The 24,189-nt window shown below is 46.2% G+C and carries 18 protein-coding genes and 1 tRNA gene; 7 read left to right on the forward strand and 12 right to left on the reverse strand.

Annotated elements, in window-relative coordinates:
- Positions 1–254: 254 nt before the first annotated feature.
- From H3S94_RS09250 to H3S94_RS09270, 5 genes are all read right to left on the reverse strand, one after another.
- Positions 255–413 carry a hypothetical protein gene (locus H3S94_RS09250; RefSeq protein ID WP_198240886.1) on the reverse strand — a complete coding sequence of 53 codons (159 nt, stop codon included), beginning with the start codon at positions 411–413 and terminating at the stop codon, positions 255–257.
- Positions 414–793: 380 nt separating this feature from the next.
- Positions 794–1,948 (reverse strand): iron-containing alcohol dehydrogenase, encoded by a 1,155-nt coding sequence (locus tag H3S94_RS09255; RefSeq protein WP_077992885.1) that lies wholly within the window; start codon positions 1,946–1,948, stop codon positions 794–796.
- A gap of 121 nt (positions 1,949–2,069) precedes the next feature.
- Positions 2,070–3,512 carry an NAD-dependent succinate-semialdehyde dehydrogenase gene (locus H3S94_RS09260; protein WP_077992887.1) on the reverse strand — a complete coding sequence of 481 codons (1,443 nt, stop codon included), beginning with the start codon at positions 3,510–3,512 and terminating at the stop codon, positions 2,070–2,072.
- A gap of 816 nt (positions 3,513–4,328) precedes the next feature.
- A complete protein-coding gene (locus H3S94_RS09265; RefSeq protein ID WP_077992888.1) occupies positions 4,329–4,526 on the reverse strand; it encodes a hypothetical protein in 198 nt (65 codons plus the stop codon).
- Positions 4,527–5,214: 688 nt separating this feature from the next.
- Positions 5,215–5,291, reverse strand: a tRNA-Ile gene (locus tag H3S94_RS09270).
- A 152-nt stretch (positions 5,292–5,443) separates the two neighbouring features.
- Here H3S94_RS09270 and H3S94_RS09275 point away from each other — a divergent pair.
- Positions 5,444–6,178, forward strand: coding sequence for an SIMPL domain-containing protein (locus tag H3S94_RS09275; RefSeq protein WP_077992889.1), 735 nt, complete (start codon positions 5,444–5,446; stop codon positions 6,176–6,178).
- A 506-nt stretch (positions 6,179–6,684) separates the two neighbouring features.
- Here H3S94_RS09275 and H3S94_RS09280 read toward each other — a convergent pair.
- From H3S94_RS09280 to dnaG, 4 genes are all read right to left on the reverse strand, one after another.
- Positions 6,685–7,152: a YcgN family cysteine cluster protein gene (locus H3S94_RS09280; RefSeq protein ID WP_077994598.1), complete on the reverse strand. Its 468-nt coding sequence runs from the start codon at positions 7,150–7,152 to the stop codon at positions 6,685–6,687.
- 101 nt (positions 7,153–7,253) lie between these two features.
- A complete protein-coding gene (locus tag H3S94_RS09285; protein WP_077994600.1) occupies positions 7,254–7,544 on the reverse strand; it encodes an HlyU family transcriptional regulator in 291 nt (96 codons plus the stop codon).
- Positions 7,545–7,610: 66 nt separating this feature from the next.
- Positions 7,611–9,635 carry an RNA polymerase sigma factor RpoD gene (gene rpoD, locus H3S94_RS09290; RefSeq protein WP_077992891.1) on the reverse strand — a complete coding sequence of 675 codons (2,025 nt, stop codon included), beginning with the start codon at positions 9,633–9,635 and terminating at the stop codon, positions 7,611–7,613.
- Between the two features lie 406 nt (positions 9,636–10,041).
- Positions 10,042–11,970: a DNA primase gene (gene dnaG, locus H3S94_RS09295; RefSeq protein WP_198240887.1), complete on the reverse strand. Its 1,929-nt coding sequence runs from the start codon at positions 11,968–11,970 to the stop codon at positions 10,042–10,044.
- 445 nt (positions 11,971–12,415) lie between these two features.
- On the opposite strand from dnaG, the gene H3S94_RS09300 reads away from it, so the two are divergent.
- Positions 12,416–12,667 carry a GlsB/YeaQ/YmgE family stress response membrane protein gene (locus H3S94_RS09300; protein WP_077992894.1) on the forward strand — a complete coding sequence of 84 codons (252 nt, stop codon included), beginning with the start codon at positions 12,416–12,418 and terminating at the stop codon, positions 12,665–12,667.
- A gap of 267 nt (positions 12,668–12,934) precedes the next feature.
- On the opposite strand, the gene H3S94_RS09305 is transcribed toward H3S94_RS09300, so the two are convergent.
- Positions 12,935–13,387, reverse strand: a complete 453-nt coding sequence (locus H3S94_RS09305) for a GatB/YqeY domain-containing protein (protein WP_077992896.1) — start codon at positions 13,385–13,387, stop codon at positions 12,935–12,937.
- 259 nt (positions 13,388–13,646) lie between these two features.
- Here H3S94_RS09305 and carA point away from each other — a divergent pair, with 259 nt between their 5' ends.
- On the forward strand, positions 13,647–14,843 hold the full coding sequence (gene carA / locus H3S94_RS09310) for a glutamine-hydrolyzing carbamoyl-phosphate synthase small subunit (RefSeq protein WP_198231377.1): 1,197 nt from the start codon (positions 13,647–13,649) through the stop codon (positions 14,841–14,843).
- Between the two features lie 327 nt (positions 14,844–15,170).
- Here carA and H3S94_RS09315 read toward each other — a convergent pair whose 3' ends face one another.
- Entirely contained in the window at positions 15,171–16,442 is a 1,272-nt protein-coding gene (locus H3S94_RS09315) for an MFS transporter (protein ID WP_198240981.1), read from the reverse strand.
- A gap of 474 nt (positions 16,443–16,916) precedes the next feature.
- On the reverse strand, positions 16,917–17,813 hold the full coding sequence (locus tag H3S94_RS09320; RefSeq protein WP_198240888.1) for a neutral zinc metallopeptidase: 897 nt from the start codon (positions 17,811–17,813) through the stop codon (positions 16,917–16,919).
- 218 nt (positions 17,814–18,031) lie between these two features.
- Here H3S94_RS09320 and carB point away from each other — a divergent pair, with 218 nt between their 5' ends.
- From carB to H3S94_RS09340, 4 genes are all read left to right on the forward strand, one after another.
- Positions 18,032–21,517: a carbamoyl-phosphate synthase large subunit gene (gene carB / locus H3S94_RS09325; RefSeq protein WP_077992908.1), complete on the forward strand. Its 3,486-nt coding sequence runs from the start codon at positions 18,032–18,034 to the stop codon at positions 21,515–21,517.
- Between the two features lie 740 nt (positions 21,518–22,257).
- Positions 22,258–22,509, forward strand: a complete 252-nt coding sequence (locus H3S94_RS09330) for a hypothetical protein (RefSeq protein ID WP_198240889.1) — start codon at positions 22,258–22,260, stop codon at positions 22,507–22,509.
- Positions 22,510–23,064: 555 nt separating this feature from the next.
- Entirely contained in the window at positions 23,065–23,598 is a 534-nt protein-coding gene (locus tag H3S94_RS09335) for an iron transporter (RefSeq protein ID WP_077992912.1), read from the forward strand.
- 259 nt (positions 23,599–23,857) lie between these two features.
- Positions 23,858–24,181: a cupredoxin domain-containing protein gene (locus H3S94_RS09340; protein WP_077973587.1), complete on the forward strand. Its 324-nt coding sequence runs from the start codon at positions 23,858–23,860 to the stop codon at positions 24,179–24,181.
- Positions 24,182–24,189 lie beyond the last annotated feature (8 nt).

Here is a 24,189-nt window from a genome sequence, read left to right on the forward strand (position 1 = left end):
TTCTTATCCGTTTTTCTTATCCGTTTTTTCTGGCTCGGTTTTTATGGTTCGGTTTTTTCTGTCGGTTTTTCTTGCCTGCACATCTAGCCAAAATTAACGCTTCTTCTCTCAAAGGCATTAACAGCGCTTCAATTTATCTGTGCCCCCTCGCCTGTGCTTCTGTTTCCCCACACATTTTCATTATCCTTTAGAAGCTCTTCAACCATTCACTAACCTGATTTCCCCCTGTTTTGTTCATTTCCGGTTCTTTCGCTTCAATCGTTCAATCGCCCATTCCCGCCTTGTTTATTCATTCCCTCTTCCTTTTTCGCCATTGTCTCTTTCTGATTGTGGGTCTTTCGCTTTGCATCAGGCTGAAAAACAATTTTCCCTTCCCCTGCCCCATCATATTTGCCCTGCCCCATCATTTCCATTTGTCCGAAGCCTATATTGTGCTTGTTAAAACGGTTTTTTCCTTTCCTTCAGGCCATATATTTTCCTTTCACCGGACGGCTTAAAACACGATACAGAGAAACAAAGACAATATGAGCGCTAACAGCCGGCGGCAAGAACGTAAAACCGGCGTTTCAAATAGATCTTTTCAACGATTAAGCTTGAATCGGGTTTGAACTGAAACACCGGTGAAACACCAATTTTTTGATGCGAAGATGATCGAGGAAAGCTCGCTTCACAAAGGTAGAAACGGGAAATAAATTCGGGTTCACCATCCATTAAAGTTCAAGCGTAAAAAAAACCATAACCCGTTTTTGACGGGTTATGGAACCAATTCAATGTGACTCAAAAAAAGCGTTAATCAGAACGCTTGCCGATAAAGTTCGAGTGCATCGGCTTCTGTCACCTCGACGGGATTGTTGACAAGCAATCTTGTTTGCTTCATGGCGTCGTTTGCCAGCAATGCCAAACTGTTATCTGTCACGCCCACTTCCTTTAAATGGCGTGGTGCACCGGTTTCCCTCATCAATTTTTCCATGAATTCGACAAAAGCTTTGGAGCGTTCTATTTCAGTGCCTTTTGCATGAGTACCAACAACATCACCAAGCTCCGCATAAAGATGGGCAGCCGCTTTCATATTAAACCGTAAAACCGGACCGAGCATGAGTGCATTGGTAAGGCCATGCGGCAAATGGTAATGGCCACCCAACGGATAGGCCAAAGCATGAACTGCGCCGACCGGCGAATTTGCAAAAGCTTGGCCGGCCAGATTTGCTCCAAGCAGCATTGCCTGACGAGCTTCTTTATTATGTCCGTCATTGCAAGCAGTTACGATATTTGCCGACAACAATCTTAGTGCTTCGCGGGCAAAAGCATCGGAAAGCGGGTTCTTTTTCAATTTTCCGGTATAGGCTTCAATAGCATGAACCATCGCGTCGATACCGGTAGCAGCGGTTTGCAATTTTGGCAGACCGACTGTCAATTCGCCATCCAGAAGAACTCTATCGGCATAAAGCTGATTGGCAACAACACCCATCTTGGTTGTTTCGCCGGTTGTCAAAATCGTAATATTGGTAGATTCCGAACCGGTACCGGACGTCGTCGGTATCTGAATAAGTGGTAAACGGCTACCCTTTACTTTGCCAATGCCATAAAGATCCTGCAATTTCTGATCCGAACGGATAAGCACAGCCGAGAGCTTGGCAACGTCCATAGATGATCCGCCACCCAAACCGATAACAATGTTAATTCCTGCCGCTTTTGCTTTTTCTACGCATTCAAGCACAATATTTTCCGGCGGATCGGCAACCACTTTGTCAAACACAGCAACTTTGAAACCGGCCTTTTCCAATGATAACTTCGGTTTTTCAAGAAGGCCTGCTTTATGAAGACTGCCATCGGTGACAATAAGCACCTTCCGCTCTTCATAATATTGTTCAACAAATTCTCCCAATTGCTGCGCACCGCCCCACTTGACGGTGATTGACGGCACGGCGTCAAAAGTGAACTCTTGCATATTCCCTCCTCTTCCATCTTCAAGATGGTGTTGAAACTTGTTTTTTCAGCTTTAGCCGCAAGTTTAAACTTGCGGCTTTTTCATCGGCTTTATCACTTCTCCTGCATATGGGCTGCGATCATTAAAGAGCACTGCATATGTATTTGACTTCCAGATATTCTTCTATGCCGTATTTTGACCCTTCACGTCCGAGGCCCGACTGTTTGACACCACCAAAGGGAGCGACTTCGTTGGAAATCAAACCGGTATTATGCCCGACCATTCCATATTCGAGAGCTTCGCTTACCCTGACTGCACGGCTGAAATCGCGGGTATAAAAATAGGCGGCAAGACCAAAAATTGTGTCATTCGCCATATTGATGGCTTCATCTTCCGTTTTGAATTTGAACAAAGGTGCAACCGGTCCGAACGTTTCTTCATGGGCAAAGCGCATATCCTGCGTAACTCCGGTTACAATTGCAGGTTCTATAAAAAGGCCACCAAGTCTTTTACCACCACAAACAAGCTTACCGCCTTTCTTTACAGCGTCGGCAATGTGCGCCTCAACTTTGTCCAAGGCACTTTCTTCAATCATTGGCCCTATATCGGTATCGGATTTGCGTCCGTCTCCAATTTTCAAAGCTTTGACTGCCTGTTCAAGTTTTTTGGTAAAGGCGTCATAAATGCCTTCCTGAACAAGAAGACGGTTGGCACAAACACAGGTTTGTCCGGCATTGCGATATTTCGATGCAATTGCTCCTTTAACCGCTTCATCAAGATCCGCATCATCAAATACTATGAAAGGTGCATTACCGCCAAGTTCCAGCGAAATACGCTTGATCGTCGGTGCACATTCGGCCATGAGTGTCCGCCCGACTTCTGTCGAACCGGTAAAGGACAGTTTTCGTACCACATTGCTATCTGTCAACACTTTACCGATCGTCGAAGATTTACCCGTGATAATTTGCAAAACTCCGGCAGGTATCCCTGCACGATTTGCAAGTTCACCCAATGCAAGCGCGGTGAGCGGCGTTAAACTTGCAGGCCGCACAATCATCGTGCAACCCGCAGCAAGTGCGGGTGCAGCTTTGCGCGTAATCATGGCCGCAGGAAAATTCCACGGTGTAATTGCAGCGGTTACGCCGACAGGCTGTTTGATAACGGTAATACGTTGTTTCGCCTGGGGCGAGGGAATCGTATCGCCATAAGTGCGCTTGGCCTCTTCTGCGAACCATTCGACAAAGGAGGCAGCATAGATGATTTCGCCGCGCGCTTCTTTTAGCGGCTTACCCTGTTCGCTGGTCATAATCATTGCAAGATCATCTGCATTGGCAATCATAAGATCAAACCATTTGCGCAAAATCTTCGATCGTTCGGAAGCTGTCTTCACACGCCATTGTTCAAGTGCAGCATTTGAAGCCTCGATAACTTTTTCAACTTCCGAAGCCGAAAGTGAAGGGACGCTTCCAACGGCTGTACCATCTGCGGGATTGGTAACGGCAATTGTTTCATTACTTTTTGCAGAAAGCCATTTGCCATCAATCAGGCATTTGTCTTTCAAAAGACCATTATCCGATAATTTCATTCTTATTCCTCCTGAATCCGTCGGCTCGCGGCTCCCCTCGCATATTGTCAAGCTTTTGACGAAAAAGCCAAGCCGTTAAAAACTATGGCTGTTTAAAAACTATGGCCATTTTAAAGTTATGGTATGGGTATTTTTGATAAAGAGCAAGGACGGTGCTGTTCAATAGATCGTTTGTATAACGATAATTTCACCGCATTCCACAGAATGATCGCCATCGCGTTATCATCTTGCGGCATCCGCAAATTCCCGATCTTGTTATCAAAACTGTTAAAAGCGTCCGCGCCGAAAAATATGAACAATAGAACAGCTTTAAAACGCGGTTTTAACCGCTAAAGCGGGAAACTTTATTATTGCCGAATTGATTGTCGTTACCGGTTTTGACTGAGCCCCATATTTCTGCGCCATTTTTCTTTCCAGAACATTCTGAAAGAAAGCAAGTTTTGTTTTTCCGTTGGAATGCCCGTCTTCACGCTCTGTCGATAACGAAAATACGAAAATTTTCTCGCGACGGATATATTTTCTAAAAAATCCGGTTCCGATTGCCTATAGCAAATGCAGTGAACATCGAAAATCCGGTGAAATTCAATGAAGCTATATCGAACATCAAAACAAACCGATTTCCGGTTATCATTTCCGCAAAATCACTCCGGATTTAAAATTTGTTTGATGGCAACTTCAAACATGAAAATCTAAAAAAGCGCGAGTCTAATGAATTTAGACATCGCGCTTTTTTATAAACTGACCCCGAAATTTAAAAAAGAATTTGCGGCTTTAAATGAAATGCACCGCAACGGAAAAGGGGCAAACACTAAAGACTCATTTTACAGGAATTTTCGGTTTCCAACCGCGCCCGTAACCGAAAGACATGGCACAGGCAGCAACTTCAACTTGGCGGATGAGCATTTGACGCTCGTCCAAAAGCCTTGAAATCAGGGTTTTAACATCACCATTATAATCTGCAATCAGATGGTCAATTTCATCTTGTTGATAGTCTTTTTGTCTAACTTCACTCACTTCTTCTCACTCCTTTTGCAGGAATGTGATGTTCCCATCAGGTAGCAGAGTCAAGGATTTCGACTTCAAATCTGAAGAGAGTCACCGGCTTTTATAATCGGAGTTTTAGAGGCCGGTTTTTCAAATATTTTTGCTTGGCACACTATCGGTCAACGCAGACAAATTCCGGTTCGTCTGAATTGAACCAATCTTACAAAAGTTCGGGAGAAAATGCCTGACAAACAAACATTCTTGCCGCTTTGAACAAATACCACAAAGCGATATAGACGTAGAAATTCTGTTATAAACCAGCCATATCGACAAACAAACGCCCGGACAATGCTCCAAGAGGCAAAGGAGCGCTGTATTGCCGACTTCTTAATTATGCCGTTCGAGATGTTTTTTTTAAAACCACTCCCCGACGATACTTTATCCTATTCTTCGTTTCCCACTTACAAGCAGTCGCTAAAACATGCGCCATAGCTCCCATGCATGTAGTGAAAATAATTCAAGTGATAAATGTTTTTTATAAAAACGGTTTTCTGCAAAAGCTCATGTCAAATACTGCAAAACCGCGCGACCGGCTACAGTGGCGCAAGCAAAACGCTTGCCACTGGCAAATTATAAAACAGGGTAAAATATGAATCTCTTTCTACCCGCCTTATAAATAAGACAATAAAAACAATATATTATAGGGATAAACGGAAGGTGGTGGGCCCGGAGGGACTCGAACCCCCAACCAAGCGGTTATGAGCCGCCGGCTCTAACCAATTGAGCTACAGGCCCCACGGAAGCCCCGCAATAACCTAAAATTTTCGTCAGCACAAGTGCCCCCATGTCAACTTATTCATCTTTTTGAAAATTTTAGCGCTTCGCGCTTTTATCTCGCCCCTGAAACTCTATCTAAAAGACAGAGACTTATTGAAAATGAGGAGTAAATGACAGTGTCCCGTATTTTCCCCCGCAACGCCAAAATAATTGCTGCTTGTGCTGCCTTTTTGTGTGCCACTTCGCCGCTTGCTCTTCATGCGCAAAATGTGAATAAAACAGAACCTGTCGTTGTTGTTCAGGCAAGCGGAGACGAACAGGCAAAACCCGATATTGCAATTATCAACCTTGCTGTCGAGACCGAAGGGGAAACCGCCGATTCTGCATTGAGTGCCAATAATGGAACAATGAACAAGGTTCTTGATGCTTTCAAGAAAGATGGGATCGAAAATGCCGATCTGATGACTTCGGGGCTTTCTATTTACCGTGTCGAGGAACAAGAAAAAAACAAAAAGGCAAATACACCTCTTTACCGTGTTTCCAATAGTTTGAGCGTGCGTGTGCGCGATATAAACAAGGCCGGCAAGATTTTTGATGAAGCGATGAAGTTGGGTGTCAATTCTGTAAACGGTATTACGTTTACCAATGCCGATACAAAGCCTTACCTGACAAATGCAAGGAAAAAAGCTGTCGCGGAAGCCATAGCCAAGGCCAAAACTTTGGCTGAAAGTGCAAATGTGAAACTTGGAAACGTCATTACCATTGCTGAAGATAATTCAGGCAATATGATGATGCCCCGTCTTATGAATGCAAGTGCCACAGCATATCGGAATGAAACAAATTTTTCTTCCGGCGAACTTGATTACAAGGTCAATGTGACAATAACATTCGCTATCGAACAATAATGAGAACTGCTTCCGGTGCTGCTATTCGTTGGTTAGCTTCCGGCATAGCATTTATCGGGAAAACGGCCATAGGTTTAGTCTGTGGCTTGGTCTCGCCGGTCAATTTGGTAAGATGTTTGCAAGCGAGAGACTATGAAGCATGAGACTATGAGCACACCAATCTTACCGGACAGGAACACGCGTCACTTATGAAGCACACCATAAAGAGGAGTGGCATTCAAGCCCAAATAAACTTTCAAGGATTTTTCTTTCCTTAAAAATTCGCAGAAGTTCTCGGATAAAGGGGGGGTATTCTCATAAGGCTTCAATTGGGTCGATTTGGGAAAGCTTCGGTTTTTGACACGAAAATTCCGATGATTTGTCACGGCCTTAACAAATGCTCACTGTAACTTCCGATTGTTGCCGTTATTATCCACAATCACGATTTTTACGTCATATCTCCCGCGTTTCTTCAAAAGACCTATCCCGACAAGCAAACGGAACAAGTGTCTCAAAATCCTTGAACGTCAGCCGTTAATCGGGCCGATGATGTAATCAAGATAATCTTCGTCCGAGATAAGATCGTCTTCATGAGCGAGAATTTTATCGCGGGCGGAAATATGGGCCTGGTGCACACTTTCCCGATCATGCGAAACAAGGTGATGCCATGACGGCAGGTCTTTTCCTTCATCAACCAGCTTATAGGCGCAAGTTTCCGGTAACCAGCGCACCGAGCGCACCATTTCGATGTCAAGATAAAGGCAATCGGGAACAATCGACTTGCGATTTTGATAATCACTACATTGGCAGGTTTCCGCGTCAAGCAAACGGCAGCCAACAGCGGTTACAAAAATTTCGCCGCTATCTTCATCTTCCAGCTTTTGCAAACAGCACAGCCCGCAACCATCGCAGAGACTTTCCCATTCTTCAGGAGTCATTTGCTCCAACGATTTCGTTTTATAGAATGGAAGATTGTCCATGCTCAATTCTTTCATCCGGCTTTCGTTCAAAGCTTGTTGCCGTAATAAGCCGGAAACGGTGCGGGCTTTTCGGTTCACGACAAATGCATGCTGTTGCAAATACCGAAAACCGGCTATTATTCAAAAATACGCTCGCCCTGCTCGTCAATAATCTGGCGGCCTTTGATATGAATCATGGCGATGGCATCATCGAGATTGGTAAAACGGTCCGCGCGGATGAAGCGGTAGCTCCTGGTCTCGCCATTGACGGTTTTTGAAATAACGCCACAACTCTGGAGCTGGCCTTCATTTTTGTAAGGCGTCGCGGAAATGATAAAGCCTTTATATTCTGTTTGGCCGCCGTCGATTTCTGCGTTTTCATTTGAAGCGCATGGAGATTTGCCAAAAAGCCTCTGCAAAAATGACATGGTTTGTCCTTGCTTGAAAAACGAAAAGGCACGAAACCGCAAGATTTCGCGCCTTTTGCATAAATCTTATGAATCGAGAAAACTTCTCAACTTGCGTGAACGGCTCGGATGTTTGAGCTTGCGCAATGCTTTTGCTTCGATCTGGCGGATACGTTCACGGGTAACCGAAAACTGTTGTCCGACCTCTTCTAAAGTATGATCTGTATTCATGCCAATACCGAAACGCATACGCAAAACGCGTTCCTCACGAGGGGTGAGAGAGGCAAGAACACGTGTGGTCGTATCGCGCAAATTCGCCTGAATGGCTGCATCAATTGGCAATAGCGCGTTCTTGTCTTCGATAAAATCGCCCAAATGGGAATCTTCTTCGTCACCAACGGGCGTTTCAAGAGAAATCGGCTCTTTGGCAATTTTCAGAACCTTGCGCACTTTTTCAAGTGGCATAGCGAGTTTTTCCGACAACTCTTCCGGTGTCGGTTCACGCCCGATTTCATGCAACATCTGGCGTGAAGTGCGCACGATTTTGTTGATCGTCTCGATCATATGAACCGGAATACGGATTGTACGAGCCTGATCGGCAATCGAACGGGTAATGGCCTGACGGATCCACCATGTTGCATAAGTGGAAAATTTGTAACCACGGCGATATTCAAATTTGTCGACAGCTTTCATCAAGCCGATATTGCCTTCCTGAATAAGATCAAGAAATTGCAAACCACGATTGGTATATTTCTTGGCAATCGAAATAACGAGACGCAAATTGGCTTCAACCATTTCCTTTTTGGCAATGGCAGCTTCGCGCTCGCCCTTCTGGACCTGATTGACAATACGGCGAAATTCGCCGATCGAAATTGCTGTTTCTTGCGCCAACATCTGAATTTCGCTGCGCAATTCCTGAATGGTTTTGGCTTCCCTTGTGGCAAATTCCTTCCAGCCATGACCGGGCAATGTGGAAATATAATTAACCCAATCGGCATCCATTTCACGCCCCTGATATTGTTTCAGGAATTCTTCGTGGCGCACACCGTAAGAATCGGCAAGGCGTTTCAACTTGCCTTCGCTTTTTACCAAACGTTTGTTGATGTCATAGAGCTGTTCAACCAGTGCTTCGATACGGTTCTGGTTAAGCGACAATGATTTGACAGCTTTGACCAGATCATCCTTGAGCTGTTTGTATTTTTTCTTTTGCGCAGGAGACAGCGCGCCTTCATCATGGTCGGCGAGACTGCTTTCAACATGCTGATCCTGCAATTTACGCAATTTTACATAAGTATCGGCGATGAAGTCCAAAGTTTCCATAACTTGGGGACGAAGTTCGTTTTCCATCGCTGCAAGCGACAGATTGTTTTCATCGTCATCCTCGTCATCTTCATCCGGCTCGATGGTTTCCCCGCCGACATCGGTTATATCATCGTCATCGTGAGCCACACGCTTGGGAGCTTCTTCCTTGGGCTTCAAATCCTCGATATGTTCGATAACCGGCGCCTGTCTTGCTTCGGGGCCTGCATAAGTGGTTTCAAGGTCGATAATCTCGCGCAAGAGAATGCGTTGTTCATTGAGTTCTTCACGCCAGATAATAAGCGCCTGAAAAGTAAGCGGGCTTTCGCACAAACCTGCGATCATTGTCTCGCGACCGGCCTCGATACGTTTGGCTATCGCTATTTCGCCTTCGCGAGAAAGAAGTTCGACAGCACCCATTTCACGCAAATACATGCGAACCGGATCATCTGTCCGGTCGTTCTGGTCACGTTTTGATGTTGTTGCAAGCGCCCGACCGCCAGCTTCCACCAGTTCGCCGCCTTCGGATGTTTCTTCCTCTTCGGAACCGGATTCGGCTTCGGCCTCTTCGTCGTCTTCCACAACATTGATACCCATGTCAGACAACATGGCCATTGTGTCTTCGATCTGCTCGGAAGTTACCTCTTCTGAAGGAAGAACAGCGTTCAATTCGTCCATTGTCACAAAACCGCGTTTTTTCGCAGCCTTGATCATTTTCTTTACGACATCATCGGACAGATCCAAAAGAGGACCATCGCCGCTAACCTCGCGCTCGGTCTCTGCATTTTCTGTCTGTTTTACCTTTGTTGCCATTCCGTGTTAACTCCGCTCGGTCACATCGCACATTCAAGAATTGTGTTTTGCAACTTTCTACTCATTCTTCACTTACAGCCGTTATCTCTGGCCAACTTGCCCGCAAATTCGGCGACCTATCTTTCAATTGAAAAACTTTTAAAGCCGCCATTTTTTTAAAAAAGATTAATGTAGGAGATTTTCTTTTCAAGAGATTGCAAAAATCCTGCCTGATTTTTCTTCAACACCGATCTTCCAGAAATGTTCCAAAATACCATAGCACTTGCACCCGTGCCATATCGTCATTAAAAGATAAGTTCCCCGCCTCATTAACCTCACTCTGATACTCTAAACAGATATTTTTCCAGCCTATTATAGCACAACTGGGCTTTCGTGGCTGATTCGCGGACAAAAAGCGAATCATTTATTATTTTTCCGACTCATTCTGTTCTGATTCGTCTTCTTTCCATCGTCCAAAACCATCAATCAAAGCTTCGACAGCTTCGGTTTTTTCGAGTTCTGCTTTTACATCACCAAGCAGGGAAAACATCCCGCTATCCGACTTTTCCAATAATTCGGCTTCGATGTCTCGTAACCTCTTATGTAGGTTATGCGCGCGCAGATGCAAGTAGACAGCCTGCTTTAAGGCTTCTCTGGCATCTTCGATAGGTGCTTCGGCAAAAGCGCAGCGGAAGCCGAGCTTCTTCAATACATCGTGGATCTGACCAAGAATTTGCCCCTGACCTTTTTGTTTCAAAAGCTTCATCATCGCGTCGGCATCATCAGGCTGCCACTCGCCCATAATTTCAAGCATTGCACGATGAAGGCCGATTAAAGCAGGATTTTGCAATTCAAGCTTAGCCAAGGTTTCAAAGTCCTCGTACCAGAGTTCGGGATGGGAAGCCAAAGTCATCAGAATCGCCGCTTCCCTGAGCGGAATGAAACTTGCCGAATTTTTTACAAGATTGGAATTGGCCAAACTTGCACTTGGCCCGCCGCCAATAGTGTTCAAGTTCCGGTTACCACGATAATTCTTGCCATTATTTTTGAAAAAAGCAGGGCGAAACAGATTGCGCAAGCGTTCACGCAAGTCCTGCAAATAATAATGGCGCAAACTTTCATCCTTGATCGTGAAAATGACCGACTTGATCTCCCGTTCGACAGCCGCGCGCGCTTCCGGTGTTTCAAATGTTTGGCCGAACGTGTATCTGCGCCACAACAATTCGGAAAGCGGGATGGTTTTTGATAGCTCGACTTTCAAACTGTCTGCCCCGCCCGCCTTCACAATATCATCGGGGTCTTTGCCATCGGGAAGCAGAATAAAACGGGCAGAAACACCGGCTTTCAAAACCGGCAAAATGCGTTCTGCCGCGCGAAAAGCCGCATGAATGCCTGCCTCGTCACCATCAAAACAGAAGACCGGATCGGGCGTCATGCGCCATAAAAGCGCTATCTGATCTTCGGTCAAAGCTGTGCCAAGTGGTGCGACGGCCGTGTCAATTCCGGCCTTTGCCATGGCAATCACATCCATATAACCTTCGACAACATAGACAGGCTTTGCGCTTTCTTGCGCTTTCGGCTGCGCGGCCTTTCGGGCAGTGGCAGCATTATAAAGCATTTTACCTTTGTGGAAGAGCACTGTTTCCGGACTATTCAAATATTTTGCCCGTACATTCTTGTCCATTGCCCGCCCGCCGAAAGCGACAATGCGTCCACGCAAATCGGCAATGGGAAACATGATGCGGTTTCTGAACCGGTCATAAGGTGTTGTGCCATCCTCGGTAGCAACAACCAGCCCGCACTCTTCCATCTGTTTTAATGAAATATCTCTGGCAATGAGTGCATCCTTCAAGGCATTGCGCGAATCCGGCGAAAAACCGATATGAAAGCGGTCCATCATTGCTTGCGGCATTTGCCGCCCTTCAAGATAGCTGCGGGCGAGGCTTCCCTCCTGCGATTTCAACTTGCTTTGAAAAAAGGCGGACGCAATATTCATGACATCATAAAGATCTTTTTTGATCTTTTCCTGTCTCTCTGCATCCTTGTCGCGCACCGGCATTTGAACACCGGCCTGATTGGCAAGCCGCTCGACTGCTTCGGGAAAAGGAATGCCATCAATCTCGGTAACAAAAGTAAAAATATCACCGCTCGCTCCGCAGCCGAAACAATGGTAACGGCCTTTTCGGTCTTCGCAATGGAAGCTTGGTGTTTTTTCACCATGGAAAGGACAGCAACCCCAAAAATCGCCGCGCGAAACATTGCTTTTTTTAGGGTCAAAATTCACCCTTTGCCCTACCACGGTTGAAATTGGCAGGCGCGCACGTATCTCGTCGAGAAAATCGGGTGAAAAACGCATTACTTCTCGTAGTCTCCGGTTCCGGTTTTATTAATTTAACCATTCTTGCAGCCGAATCCAACACCTCGCCTGAAAAGAGGGTTAAGCATTTGTTTTAAAATGCCATCTGTTTCACATGTCATTGAAAAACCGGACACAAATCGAGCGGATAACGCAAATAGACCACCTTGAACAGTCGATAAAAGTTTAAAACCAAAGCTGAACGAAAAAGGCTATATCGCTTTTATCGGCCATAATGCCATGACAATTCAAGGTCGAATAAAACAGACTTTGTGACTCACAGCGATCGCATCGGCTTTGACCGAAAATCGGCACATATTTTTCTGCCAATCATGGAAGCTGACAATCATGGAAAATGAATGATGATATTTTCCTGCCACTTGAAGAAGAGGAAGCCCGCCCTAACCTTTTTTAATAAAATTTGCTCGTATTAAAGGAGACATTTATGCACGACGCAAGTGTGGGTTGGATTGCCGCCATCATTATTGGCGGGTTGGCCGGTTGGGCAGCCAAAACTTTTATGAAAAGTAATACCGGCCTTATTGTGAATATCATTCTCGGCATTGTCGGCGCGTCACTGGCGAGTTTCTTGTTCAGCCTTTTCGGTGTGACTTTTGCCGGTGGTTTCGGATATTTGATTTCCGGCTTTATCGGGGCCTGCATTCTTATCTGGCTTGGCCGGTTGATCCGTTCGTAAAGTTTCACGAAATCAAACCCCGTTTCGTAAATCCCGTTTCGCAAACGCCGTTTCGAGGTGAACAAATAGTTTGCCAAAATCATAAAACATAAAAGGCACCCGTTCAGGGTGCCTTTATGCTTTCAAAGCGAATTTCAAGTGCTTTCAAAGTGAATTTTGACAAAAATGCTTTCTATACCCATGCGCTTTTTATGCCAAAGTGCTTGTTTAAAAAGTACCGGTTTGAAAATTCCGGTTGTTCCCGAAACGGAAGATAAACCTTCGACCTTATTTCAGTTTTTCACGAATGGCGCTACCGGCTTTTGCAAAATCCATCTGCCCGTTATAGCGTTCTTTCAGCCAGGCCATGACCTTGCCCATATCACGCAGGCTTTCTGCGCTTGTGGCCTCCAGTGCCTCGGAAATTGCCTTATCAACTTCGCTATCGTCCAATTGGCGGGGCAAAAATTCGCGAATAACATTGATTTCGTCACTTTCGGCTTTTGCCAGTTCCGGCCGTCCACCTTCGTTATAAAGTTTAACCGATTCCTCACGTTGCTTTATCATTTTGGCGAGAATGGACTGCAATTCAGCGTCATCAACGGCGGGCTTTCCCTCGCCACGATTGGCAATATCGCGGTCTTTGACGGCTGCATTGATAAGACGAAGGGTTGAAAGGCGGGCTTTATCATGTTCCTTCATAGCAGTTTTCAACGCATTGTTAATGTCATCACGCAACATGGTTCTGTTCCCTCCTGTGGAAATTTGTCTTGGTCTACAAAATCGCTGTCGTTCATGCAATGGAAAGCATTAAAAATAATGGAAAAAGCCATGAAAAAGACTTCTATTGCTCTTTACCTTGCCGAGCAAAGCTCCTATATCACAAACCTTAGCCGAAGATTGGAAAACTCGAACGCCCAGCAGATGCCATTTGCTTGCGGCTTTTTAGTGCGAACAATAAACGCGCCGTTTTAAACCAACGTTTAATTGAGAGTGAGCGATGACTAATACAACAAAAACGACTTTACCTTGGGGCACCACAAAACCCACTGCGCTTTTGGTATTAGCAGACGGAACCGTCATTGAAGGTAAAGGTTTGGGTAGAACAGGTTCCATTGAAGCGGAAGTCTGCTTCAACACTGCAATGACCGGATATGAGGAAATCCTCACCGATCCTTCCTATACCGGCCAGATTGTAACATTTACTTTCCCGCATATCGGTAATGTCGGCGCCAATGCCGAAGATATAGAAGATCTGACACCGGCACAGCGCCATGGTGCTGTGGGTGCTATTTTCAAAGCCGATATTACCCACCCCTCGAATTATCGCGCTGCAGAAGGTCTTGACAAATGGCTCACCCAGCGTGGCATCATCGCTCTTTGCGGCATTGATACACGGGCATTAACCTCGTTTATTCGCGAAAACGGCCTTACCAATGCGGTGATTGCCCATGACAAGAACGGCGTTTTTGATGTCGAGGCTTTGAAAGAACGCGCTCGCAAGTGGAGCGGGCTCGTCGGGCTTGACCTTGCAAAGGATGTAACCGAAGGCCAAACATCCGAATGGGATGAAACGCCATGGGTATGGAATGAAGGCTATGGTCACGAAAAGAAGAAAGATATTCACATTGTTGCGGTCGACTATGGCGTAAAGCGCAATATTCTGCGCCTGCTTGCCGGACTTGAAGCACGTGTCACCGTCGTTCCTGCCAAAACCACGGCTGAAGAAATATTGGCATTGAATCCCGATGGCATTTTCCTGTCGAATGGTCCCGGTGATCCGGCAGCAACAGCCGAATATGCCGTTCCGATGATTAAAAAGCTCGTCGAGACAGGCATTCCGATGTTCGGCATTTGCCTTGGTCACCAATTGCTTGCTCTGGCAATGGGTGCAAAGACCGTCAAAATGCATCAGGGACATCATGGTGCAAACCATCCGGTTCAGGATAAAGAAACCGGAAAGGTGGAAATTGTATCCATGAACCACGGCTTTGCGGTTGATGCAAAAACCCTTCCCCAAGGTGTCGAAGAAACGCAAATCTCGCTGTTTGACGGTTCCAATTGCGGCATCCGGCTTGTCGGCAAGCCCGTCTTTTCGGTGCAACAGCACCCTGAGGCTTCGCCCGGTCCACAGGACAGCCATTATCTGTTCCAGCAATTTGCAAAAATGATCCGCGAACATAAAAAAGCGGCATAATTGGTGAAACGATAAGCTTCTGTTCAACTTGTTGGCGGTTTCATAAAAGCGCAGAAGTTCCAGAGTTTTAAAAACCCGCAACTTTTTGCGGGTTTTTTATTATCCATTTAGCGGGTATTTTTAATCGTGTTTTTTAAAAAACGCGTTGCAAACGACCACATGATATAGCCTATGTTACGGTGGGCAAAATGCGGCTTTTTTTGAGCCGTCATGTTTAAACCGGAACACGGGGCGCATAGCCCCAAAAAAATTCGCATAAAACGCGCTATCCGCTTTTGAACACGCCACCTGTTTTCTTGAAAAAAATGGAAAATTCCAGCAGGTTTTTTATTTTTCCTGATGGTCGTCAAGTTGATATGTTGTCAAACGCGGGCTTTTGTCTTCACGAACAAAAAAGCCGAAGACCAATGTTGTTGCGAGCAACACGAAAAATGCGGTTGCACAAGGGGCGCCTGCAAATTTGAACGGTGCTGTGTCGCTGGTGAAATAGCTGAAAATCGACGTATAGAATATCGGCCCGATCATCGACGTGATGGAGGTTATTGATGTCAAAGCGCCTTGAAGCGCACCTTGCGCATTGGCTGGCACTTGGGAAGAAGCAATCGAGCGCATTGGCACGTGGGCGATATATTCCGGCATAGTGAAAAGGAAAACGACATAAAGCATATAACCTTCAAAGGCGAAGGTGTAACCGACCATGCCTACAAGCGCAAAGAGAAGCCCGACCATAGAAATTTTCCAGTTGCTCAAATGCCTTGTCATATAAGGCAGGAGCAATCCCATCACTATGCATTGGCCGATGCCGAAAACACCATAAGCGAAACCGATGGAAAATTCGCTCCAGCCATAACGTTCTTTGGCCATAAAAGCCAAAGTTGAAGGCCAAACCGCTTCTGCAAGCCAATAGAGGAAGAAAGCAAAAGCAACCCAAAGCACAGTCGGATAATGCCGCAATTCCAGCAATGCGCCAACCGGATTTGCCCTTCTGATGTCAAAGGGGCGGCGTAGTGACGCTGGCAAGGTTTCGGGCAACATATACATAGCGAAAATGAAATTGACGAACGACAATCCGGCCGAGAAATAGAAAGGAATGCGCGGCCCCATTTCTCCCAGAATGCCGCCAATCAATGGCCCCAGGAAAAAGCCGACTCCGAATGCAATGCCGATCAGACCGAAATTGCGTGTGCGGGTGTTATCGTCGGAAATATCCGCGAGATAAGCCGAACAGGTGGAAAAACTGGCGCCGCTTATACCGGCAAGAATTCTGCCGATAAAAAGCATGGAATAGCTCCACGCAATGGCGCAAATAAAATTATCGATCGCAAAAGTAATAATGGAAAATAGTAAAATTGGCCGTCGGCCGAAACGGTCGGAAAGATTGCCGATAAAGGGAGCAAACAGAAATTGCATGGTCGAATAGACCATGAGCAGAAAACCGCCATCAACCGAAGCGCGGCTGATGCTGTCGCCGGTCAATTGGCTTAAATATTCCGGCATAACCGGCACAATGATCGCAATGCCGATAATATCCAGTAACAGCGTGATGAAGACCAGAACAAGTCCCTTGTGAACAAATTTTGCATCGAGACTTTGCGACATAACGAGTTTCCGTGCTGCTTTTAAAAAGCCTAATAGGCCGAATAATCGGGCAAGAAAAGCCAAAAGATGGATAATAAAGCCATGAACATGTAAATTTTTAAAACCGGTTATATTTGCCAATAACTGTTTCTGATAGTTTTACAACCAAAATCCGGATTTGACGCCCGCATCATTCACAACCGGTCATCATTCACATTATGTCAGCAGTCATAACATATGGAAGCACTCTTTTGGTTATGTAGAAATAGCAATCGGTAGCGGATGGCGGCCACGACCGGCAATGATCGCTGCACGACTATTTATTGTGCTTTTATATTTGCTTTGGAAAATTGGCCCCCGAACATCAATCAGGCAAAGAACAACACTCGCAACAGTTTTGAAAGCAGGATTTGAAACAACATTAAGGCAGGGTTTGAAACGGCACGGGCAGACTGTTCCAAATCGCGCGGAATGATTTAAAATTACCGGAATATTTCAAAAATGGTCACATGATTCCATTTTACCTGATTGGTAACCGGTTTTGAAAGCATTCACTCTTTGTGCGGAAGTGCCATGAGTGAAACTATCCGGCACTACATAGCCTTGGGTCTGTTTTTGCAGCGTATCATCGCCGATTTTTGCCGCCGCATTCAATGCCGCCCCGACATCGCCTTCTTCCAATAGCCCGTCATCTTCTGTCGAATGCGCCCACACACCGGCATAACAATCGGCCTGTAATTCCGTTTTCACCGAAAGCGCATTGGCAGTCGAAGTATCGGCGCGCGCCCTCGCTTTATTCATCCGGTCAAGAACACCGGTCAGATTCTGGACATGGTGGCCGACTTCATGCGCAATAACATAAGCTTGGGCAAATTCCCCCGGTGCGCCGAAATGGGTCGCCAGTTTGTCGAAAAATTCGTCATCAAGATAAAGCTTTTGATCGGCAGGGCAATAGAAAGGGCCAACGGCTGCCGTTGCAAGCCCGCATGGCGAATCAATCGCGCCGGAAAAACGCACGAGTATGGGGGGCTTATATTTGGCATTATGTCGACGAAATATATCACCCCATGTATCTTCGGTTTCGGCAAGAACCGTTGCGATGAACCGGCTGCGCCGGTCATTTGTCTGCAACGGTGTTTTCGTTCCCGATGACGCACTATGTTCGTTCACCAGCGCGCCATCACCGAACAGAAAACGCGTCGGACTATAACCGAAGAAGCTAAGCCCCAGAAAAATAACAACAAGAACAAGAATTCCCTTGAAACCGCCACGCGACAACAAGGCAAAACCGACGCCGCTCAAACCTGTGCGAAAAACCGGACTTGCACCGTTCGTTTCTTCGCCGCGACGATCTTCAATATTGTCGCTTTGTCTTCCACCTTCCCACCGCATAAGCCACTCCTCGCGCTTACCTTATTAAAGAGCATATAACTTCCTCCTCCAGGAAGAGAAGGCTCCCGCCCTTAGTAAAGCAAAAAAAATTAGGAAAAGCAAAATTTAGGGGGTTACTTTCACGCCGGTTTTACCTATAAGGCAGGCTTAGCCTTAAAAAAAGAAATGTTGAACCTGCCAGTTTTTTCCTGCGCGGGTGTTTGCGATAGGATGCAGCCATGCCAAAACGCACAGATATAAAATCCATTCTCATCATCGGTGCGGGGCCTATTGTTATCGGTCAAGCCTGCGAATTCGACTATTCCGGAACGCAAGCCTGTAAAGCCTTGAAGGAAGAAGGCTACCGGATCATTCTGGTCAATTCAAATCCGGCAACAATCATGACCGATCCCGATCTTGCCGATGCCACTTATATCGAGCCTATAACACCGGAAGTTGTTGCCAAAATTATTGCCCGCGAAAAGCCGGATGCACTGCTTCCCACTATGGGCGGGCAAACTGCCTTGAACACCGCTTTATCGCTAAAACGTATGGGTGTTCTCGATCGTTATAATGTCGAGATGATCGGGGCGGATGCCAAGGCAATCGACAAAGCCGAAGACCGTGCATTGTTCCGTGAAGCCATGGCAAAAATCGGTCTTGAAACACCGAAATCCATGCTTGCCAATGCAACCGAAATCAAGGAAGAAGATCGCAAACGCCACGACGCAATGCGCGACAAGCTCAAAGCCGAGCTTGAAGGTGACGAGCTTGATAAAGCACTCGAAAAACTCGAACATGATTGGCATTTGGGTGAAGGCGACAGAAAACAGCGTTATATTTCCCATGCAACCGGTAAAGCCGGTCAAGCTCTCGATGTTGTGGGACTTCCTGCAATTATCCGCCCGTCTTTCACACTCGGTGGAACCGGTGGCGGCATTGCCTATAACCGTTCGGAATTTTATGAAATTATCGAACGCGGGCTTGAAGCTTCGCCAACCACAGAAGTTCTCATTGAAGAAAGTGTTCTGGGTTGGAAAGAATTCGAGATGGAAGTTGTTCGCGACAAAAAGGACAATTGCATCATCGTCTGCTCGATCGAAAATCTTGACCCTATGGGCGTTCATACCGGTGACTCGATTACAGTCGCACCGGCTTTGACTTTGACCGACAAAGAATACCAGATGATGCGCAATGCCTCGATTGCGGTTTTGCGCGAAATCGGTGTCGAGACCGGCGGTTCCAACGTGCAATTTGCAGTCAATCCGGAAAATGGCCGTTTGATTGTGATCGAAATGAATCCGCGTGTTTCGCGTTCTTCCGCCCTTGCCTCGAAAGCGACCGGTTTTCCGATTGCCAAAGTTGCCGCAAAACTGGCTGTCGGCTACACATTGGACGAATTGGAAAACGATATTACCGGCGGAGCAACACCGGCTTCGTTCGAGCCGTCAATCGACTATATCGTTACCAAAATTCCGCGTTTCGCCTTTGAAAAATTCCCTGGTGCTTCGCATACTTTGACCACGGCGATGAAATCGGTTGGTGAAGTTATGGCAATTGGCCGTACTTTTCAGGAATCTTTGCAAAAAGCCTTGCGCGGGCTTGAAACCGGCTTAACCGGTCTTGACGAAATCTCTATTCCCGAACACGCTGAAGGCGATGAGAAAAATGCTATCCGTGCCGCTATCGGCACACCGACGCCTGATCGTTTGCGCTTTGTTGCGCAGGCTATGCGCATGGGGATGCCATTAAACGAAATTCACCAGATCAGCAAAATCGACCCGTGGTTTCTTGAACAGATTGCCTCGATTGTCGACATGGAACAGCGTGTGCGCGAACAAGGCCTGCCGAAGGATGCGGAGAATTTCCGTATGCTTAAATCCATGGGCTTTTCAGACGCGCGGCTTGGCAGCATTACCGGTCTTGAAACCGAAGAGGTTACAAAAGCGCGCCATGAACTCAATGTAAAGCCGGTTTATAAGCGCGTTGATACATGCGCTGCCGAATTTGCTTCACCGACTGCTTATATGTATTCGACCTATGAAGTGCCTTTCGCCGGTAAAATGCGTTCGGAAGCCGATGTTTCCGACAGGAAAAAGGTGGTTATCCTTGGTGGCGGCCCTAACCGTATCGGACAAGGTATCGAGTTCGATTATTGCTGCTGTCATGCCGCTTTTGCACTTCATGATGCCGGCTATGAAGCCATTATGGTCAATTGCAATCCGGAAACTGTCTCGACAGATTATGATACATCCGACCGGCTTTATTTCGAGCCGTTGACTGCCGAGGATGTGCTTTCAATTCTCGAAGCGGAAAAAGAAAAAGGCGAACTTGTCGGTGTTATCGTCCAATTTGGCGGGCAAACCCCCTTGAAGCTTGCAGCCTCGCTTGAAAAGTCCGGCATTCCGATACTTGGAACCTCGCCCGATGCTATTGATCTCGCAGAAGACCGAGACCGTTTCCAGAAACTGCTCATCAAGCTTGATTTGACGCAGCCTAAAAACGGCATTGCCTATTCGGTCGAACAGGCGCGCCTTGTTGCCAATGATCTGGGCTTTCCGCTGGTTGTGCGCCCGTCTTATGTGCTTGGCGGCCGCGCCATGCAAATCATCCATGACGAACGCAATTTGCAATCCTATCTTCTCGACACTGTTCCCGAACTGGTTCCCGAAGAAATCAAGGCTCATTACCCGAACGACAAAACCGGCCAGATCAATACACTTCTCGGCAAAAATCCTCTTCTTTTCGATACCTACCTCACCAATGCAATCGAGGTTGATGTCGATTGCCTGTGCGATGGCGAAGATACTTTCGTTGCCGGTATTATGGAACATATCGAGGAAGCCGGTATCCATTCGGGTGACTCGGCCTGTTCGCTCCCCGTTCACACATTATCGCCTGAAATCGTTGAAGAGTTGAAACGCCAGACAATCGAGCTTGCCAAAGCGCTTCATGTTGGCGGTTTGATGAATGTGCAATATGCCGTCAAAGAAGGCGTTATCTATATTCTTGAGGTTAATCCGCGCGCTTCCCGTACCGTTCCTTTTGTTGCCAAAACAATCGGACGGCCGATTGCCAAGGTGGCTGCCCGTGTCATGGCCGGTGAAAAGCTCGAAAAAACAATCAATTATTATGGCGGAAGACCAAAAGCCCAGAAAAAACCGCATATTGCTGTGAAAGAGGCTGTTTTCCCGTTTGCCCGCTTTCAGGGCGTTGATACCTTGCTTGGACCGGAAATGCGTTCAACCGGCGAGGTCATGGGGCTCGACTACAGCTTTGCTCTTGCTTATGCCAAAGCGCAGCTTGGTGCAGGAAATGATTTGCCACGGGAAGGAACACTTTTTGTGTCCGTCAAGGATGATGATAAAACCCGCGTCCTTGGCGCTGTCAAGCGCATGGCAAAACTCGGTTTTTCCATTCTTGCAACAACAGGAACACAAAAATTTCTCGAACAGCATGGCGTGAAGGCCAAGAAGATCAACAAGGTTCTCGAAGGTCGCCCGCATATTGAAGATGCTATTCGCAACCGTCAGGTGCAGATTGTTTTCAATACAACGGATACGGCAAGTGCAATTTCTGATTCAAAATCGCTGCGTCGCGCGGCTTTGATGCAAAAGGTTCCCTATTACACGACAATGTCGGGCGCTATATCGGTTGTTGACGCAATAGAAGCTTTGCAGAATGGCACAATTCAAGTGCGTTCGCTGCAAGAATATACCGAATAATCGTCTGGCCCACGGCAAAAGCATAACTTGCCGTGGGCTTATTCATTTCTCCACCCCATCCCGTGTGCTGGCCTTCAAGCCATCAAGCCCGAAGGCCTACCCTGTTTTAGCTGCCACGGGGTGAAAACACTTCTCGATCGGGCTTAACCATCACTCTTCCATTTCCAAGTGCCTGCCTTCAAGCCATTAGCCGCCTGCCTTCAAGGCATTAGCCCCTCAAGCCCTGACCTGTTTCAACTTTCACACGACAAAAACACTTCCTGATTGAGCTTATCTATTCCCGCAGCCAATCATATGAGCCTGCTTTCAAGCCGCCAGGCCTGAAATAACTTACGGATTTTACCGGAATGAACATTTTTATCCGGCTCATTCTGGCACACAACTTTACGTGGTTTATTTAGCCACACAACAGACTTTGCAACGTTTTATGCTTTTCGACCGGATTGCTCAGCGCCCAAGAAATGACTGCGCCGCTAAACAAAATTATCCCGCCCCCGCCAGTCATGAGCGCAATTCCGATTCTTGCAACAAATAGCTTTCAAGCTTTTATAAGCACATTTCTGAACAGCTTTCGTGTTACCGGCTCATTCCGGCACACAACTTTACGCGGTTTATTTTGCCACACAACAGACTTTGCAAAGTTTTATAATTTTCGACCGGATTGCTCAGCGCCCAAGAAATGACTTAGCCGCTAAACAAAATTATCCCGCCCCCGCCAGTCATGAGCGCAATTCCGATTCTTGCAACAAATAGCTTTCAAGCTTTTATCAGCACATTTCTGGACAGCTTTCGTGTTACCGGCTCTTCATCTCGCGCACTATGAGAAATGGGGAAAGGGAAAATGCGGAAAGTGTTTCTATCGCATTGCTTTACTTATCATTTCTGCCACCCCCAACCTTTTACGTGCCGATCATTTGCAACGTCCCGACTATTTTCAACGTGCCGATCGCTTTCATTGTGCCGATCGCGTTCGGCGTGCCAACCCCCTATGAAGTGCCGATCGCATTTGATGCGCCAATAATTTCCACTTCGGTTTAAAGCGATTATCACTTCTGCTTCACCCTAAAAGCCGTTTTGGCTGAACCCTACCCGACTTGCCCCTCGCCGCCATAATCCTGCCCCACACATGCCCGCCTTAAAATAACGGGTCTCATGAGCGACATTGTCACGTTTTATGTTTCTTTGATTCAATATTTTCTTAAATTTTTTTAAAGCTAAAAAATTTTAAAATAACAAACTCACCCAGTTATTTTTAATAAATTATTTTATTTCATTATGAAATAAAATTAGCATCAATATTTTTTTGAATAATATTTTCATTATTGCGATAAAATAAATAGTATATTTTTTATTTTTTTACTTCTTTTACGCCGTCTAATATCCCGTTATCTATTATATATTCAATTGTTATTTTTCAACAAACAAAAGCAAAATTCGGCCACTTTTATAAGTTTTATAAATGAACTTGATAATTTTGGTAAATTTTAAATTTGCGCTTTTGATAAAAGATGATATATATAGTCATGTTTTATTCCGAGGGTTAAATTATGAATTTAAACAAACTAATTCTGGCTGCTTCTTGCACTCTGTTTGCAACACCGGCTTTGGCTGTCGAATATCCGATTGGCGAACCACAGCACTGCGGTGGCCTTGAGATTGCGGCTGTTTATCTGCAACCGATCGAAATGGAGCCGGAGGGCATTATGCTTGCGGCTGCGAAGTCCGACATCCATCTGGAAGCGGATATTCATGCGACAGAGGATAATAAGAACGGTCTTCCGGAAGGCGCATGGGCACCCTATCTTCAGGTCTCATATGAATTGACCAAAGAAGGTGCAAAAGAGCCTTTGAGCGGTCATTTCCATCCTATGGTTGCCAATGACGGCCCGCACTATGGCGAAAATATCAAGCTCGATGGTGCTGGCAAATATCATTTGAAATACACCATTTTGCCACCTTCAAAAGAGTCCATGTTCGGCCGCCATGTCGATAAAGAAACCGGCGTTGGCCCGTGGTTTGACAAATGCGTTGTCGAATATGACTTCACCTATGCCGGTACCGGCAAAAAGGGTGGCTATTGATTGTTATGACCGGCAGTCTAATTCTGCCGGAAACAGTTTCGGGATAAGTTTCCAGTCAATCTTATCCCCAAAGATCGAGACCTGTTTGTAATGTCGGGGTTTACTTTCGATCATCCACCATTAGAAGTAACCCCTCCGAGCAGACCGGCCGTTGTGACCTCCACAGCCGGTCTTGCTTTTTAGCGGGGATTTTTTGGTTCTCTGGAAAGTAAACCATTCATTCCGGAAAGCTCGCTTTGGTTCAAAAAAGGGTTTTGTTATGCGCGCAATATTGGTTTTGCTGTTTTGTCTGTTTCCCCTCTTTGCCGGAGCCGACGAACTTTCGCTTTATAATGTAACCATCAAAGATGGTGTATTTGAACCGCAATCAATTGAAGTACCCGCGGGACAACGTTTTAAAATTTCGGTTAAAAATATCGGTTCTGGGCCGGCCGAATTTGAAAACCTGTCAATGCGCGTTGAAAAAGTTTTAGGCGCAGGCGTTGAATCATTTGTTGTCATTCACCCGCTCAAACCCGGCAGTTACCATTTTATTGACGAATTTCACATGGATATGGCCGGTTTCGACATTAACGTAAAATAGGAGAGCAG

The sequence above is a fragment of the Bartonella sp. B10834G3 genome, from assembly GCF_016102505.1.
Classification (GTDB): Bacteria; Pseudomonadota; Alphaproteobacteria; order Rhizobiales; family Rhizobiaceae; genus Bartonella; species Bartonella choladocola.

Bases quoted from the DNA above. Each gene is read 5' to 3' on its own strand.
- carA (WP_198231377.1), top strand. From the start codon at position 13,647: ATGACTAATACAACAAAAACGACTTTACCTTGGGGCACCACAAAACCC.
- H3S94_RS09285 (WP_077994600.1), bottom strand. From the start codon at position 7,544: ATGTCATTTTTGCAGAGGCTTTTTGGCAAATCTCCATGCGCTTCAAAT.
- H3S94_RS09320 (WP_198240888.1), bottom strand. From the start codon at position 17,813: ATGCGGTGGGAAGGTGGAAGACAAAGCGACAATATTGAAGATCGTCGC.
- carB (WP_077992908.1), top strand. From the start codon at position 18,032: ATGCCAAAACGCACAGATATAAAATCCATTCTCATCATCGGTGCGGGG.
- dnaG (WP_198240887.1), bottom strand. From the start codon at position 11,970: ATGCGTTTTTCACCCGATTTTCTCGACGAGATACGTGCGCGCCTGCCA.
- H3S94_RS09300 (WP_077992894.1), top strand. From the start codon at position 12,416: ATGCACGACGCAAGTGTGGGTTGGATTGCCGCCATCATTATTGGCGGG.
- H3S94_RS09255 (WP_077992885.1), bottom strand. From the start codon at position 1,948: ATGCAAGAGTTCACTTTTGACGCCGTGCCGTCAATCACCGTCAAGTGG.
- rpoD (WP_077992891.1), bottom strand. From the start codon at position 9,635: ATGGCAACAAAGGTAAAACAGACAGAAAATGCAGAGACCGAGCGCGAG.
- H3S94_RS09280 (WP_077994598.1), bottom strand. From the start codon at position 7,152: ATGAAAGAATTGAGCATGGACAATCTTCCATTCTATAAAACGAAATCG.
- H3S94_RS09315 (WP_198240981.1), bottom strand. From the start codon at position 16,442: ATGTCGCAAAGTCTCGATGCAAAATTTGTTCACAAGGGACTTGTTCTG.
- H3S94_RS09335 (WP_077992912.1), top strand. From the start codon at position 23,065: ATGAATTTAAACAAACTAATTCTGGCTGCTTCTTGCACTCTGTTTGCA.
- H3S94_RS09275 (WP_077992889.1), top strand. From the start codon at position 5,444: ATGACAGTGTCCCGTATTTTCCCCCGCAACGCCAAAATAATTGCTGCT.
- H3S94_RS09305 (WP_077992896.1), bottom strand. From the start codon at position 13,387: ATGTTGCGTGATGACATTAACAATGCGTTGAAAACTGCTATGAAGGAA.
- H3S94_RS09260 (WP_077992887.1), bottom strand. From the start codon at position 3,512: ATGAAATTATCGGATAATGGTCTTTTGAAAGACAAATGCCTGATTGAT.
- H3S94_RS09250 (WP_198240886.1), bottom strand. From the start codon at position 413: ATGGAAATGATGGGGCAGGGCAAATATGATGGGGCAGGGGAAGGGAAA.
- H3S94_RS09340 (WP_077973587.1), top strand. From the start codon at position 23,858: ATGCGCGCAATATTGGTTTTGCTGTTTTGTCTGTTTCCCCTCTTTGCC.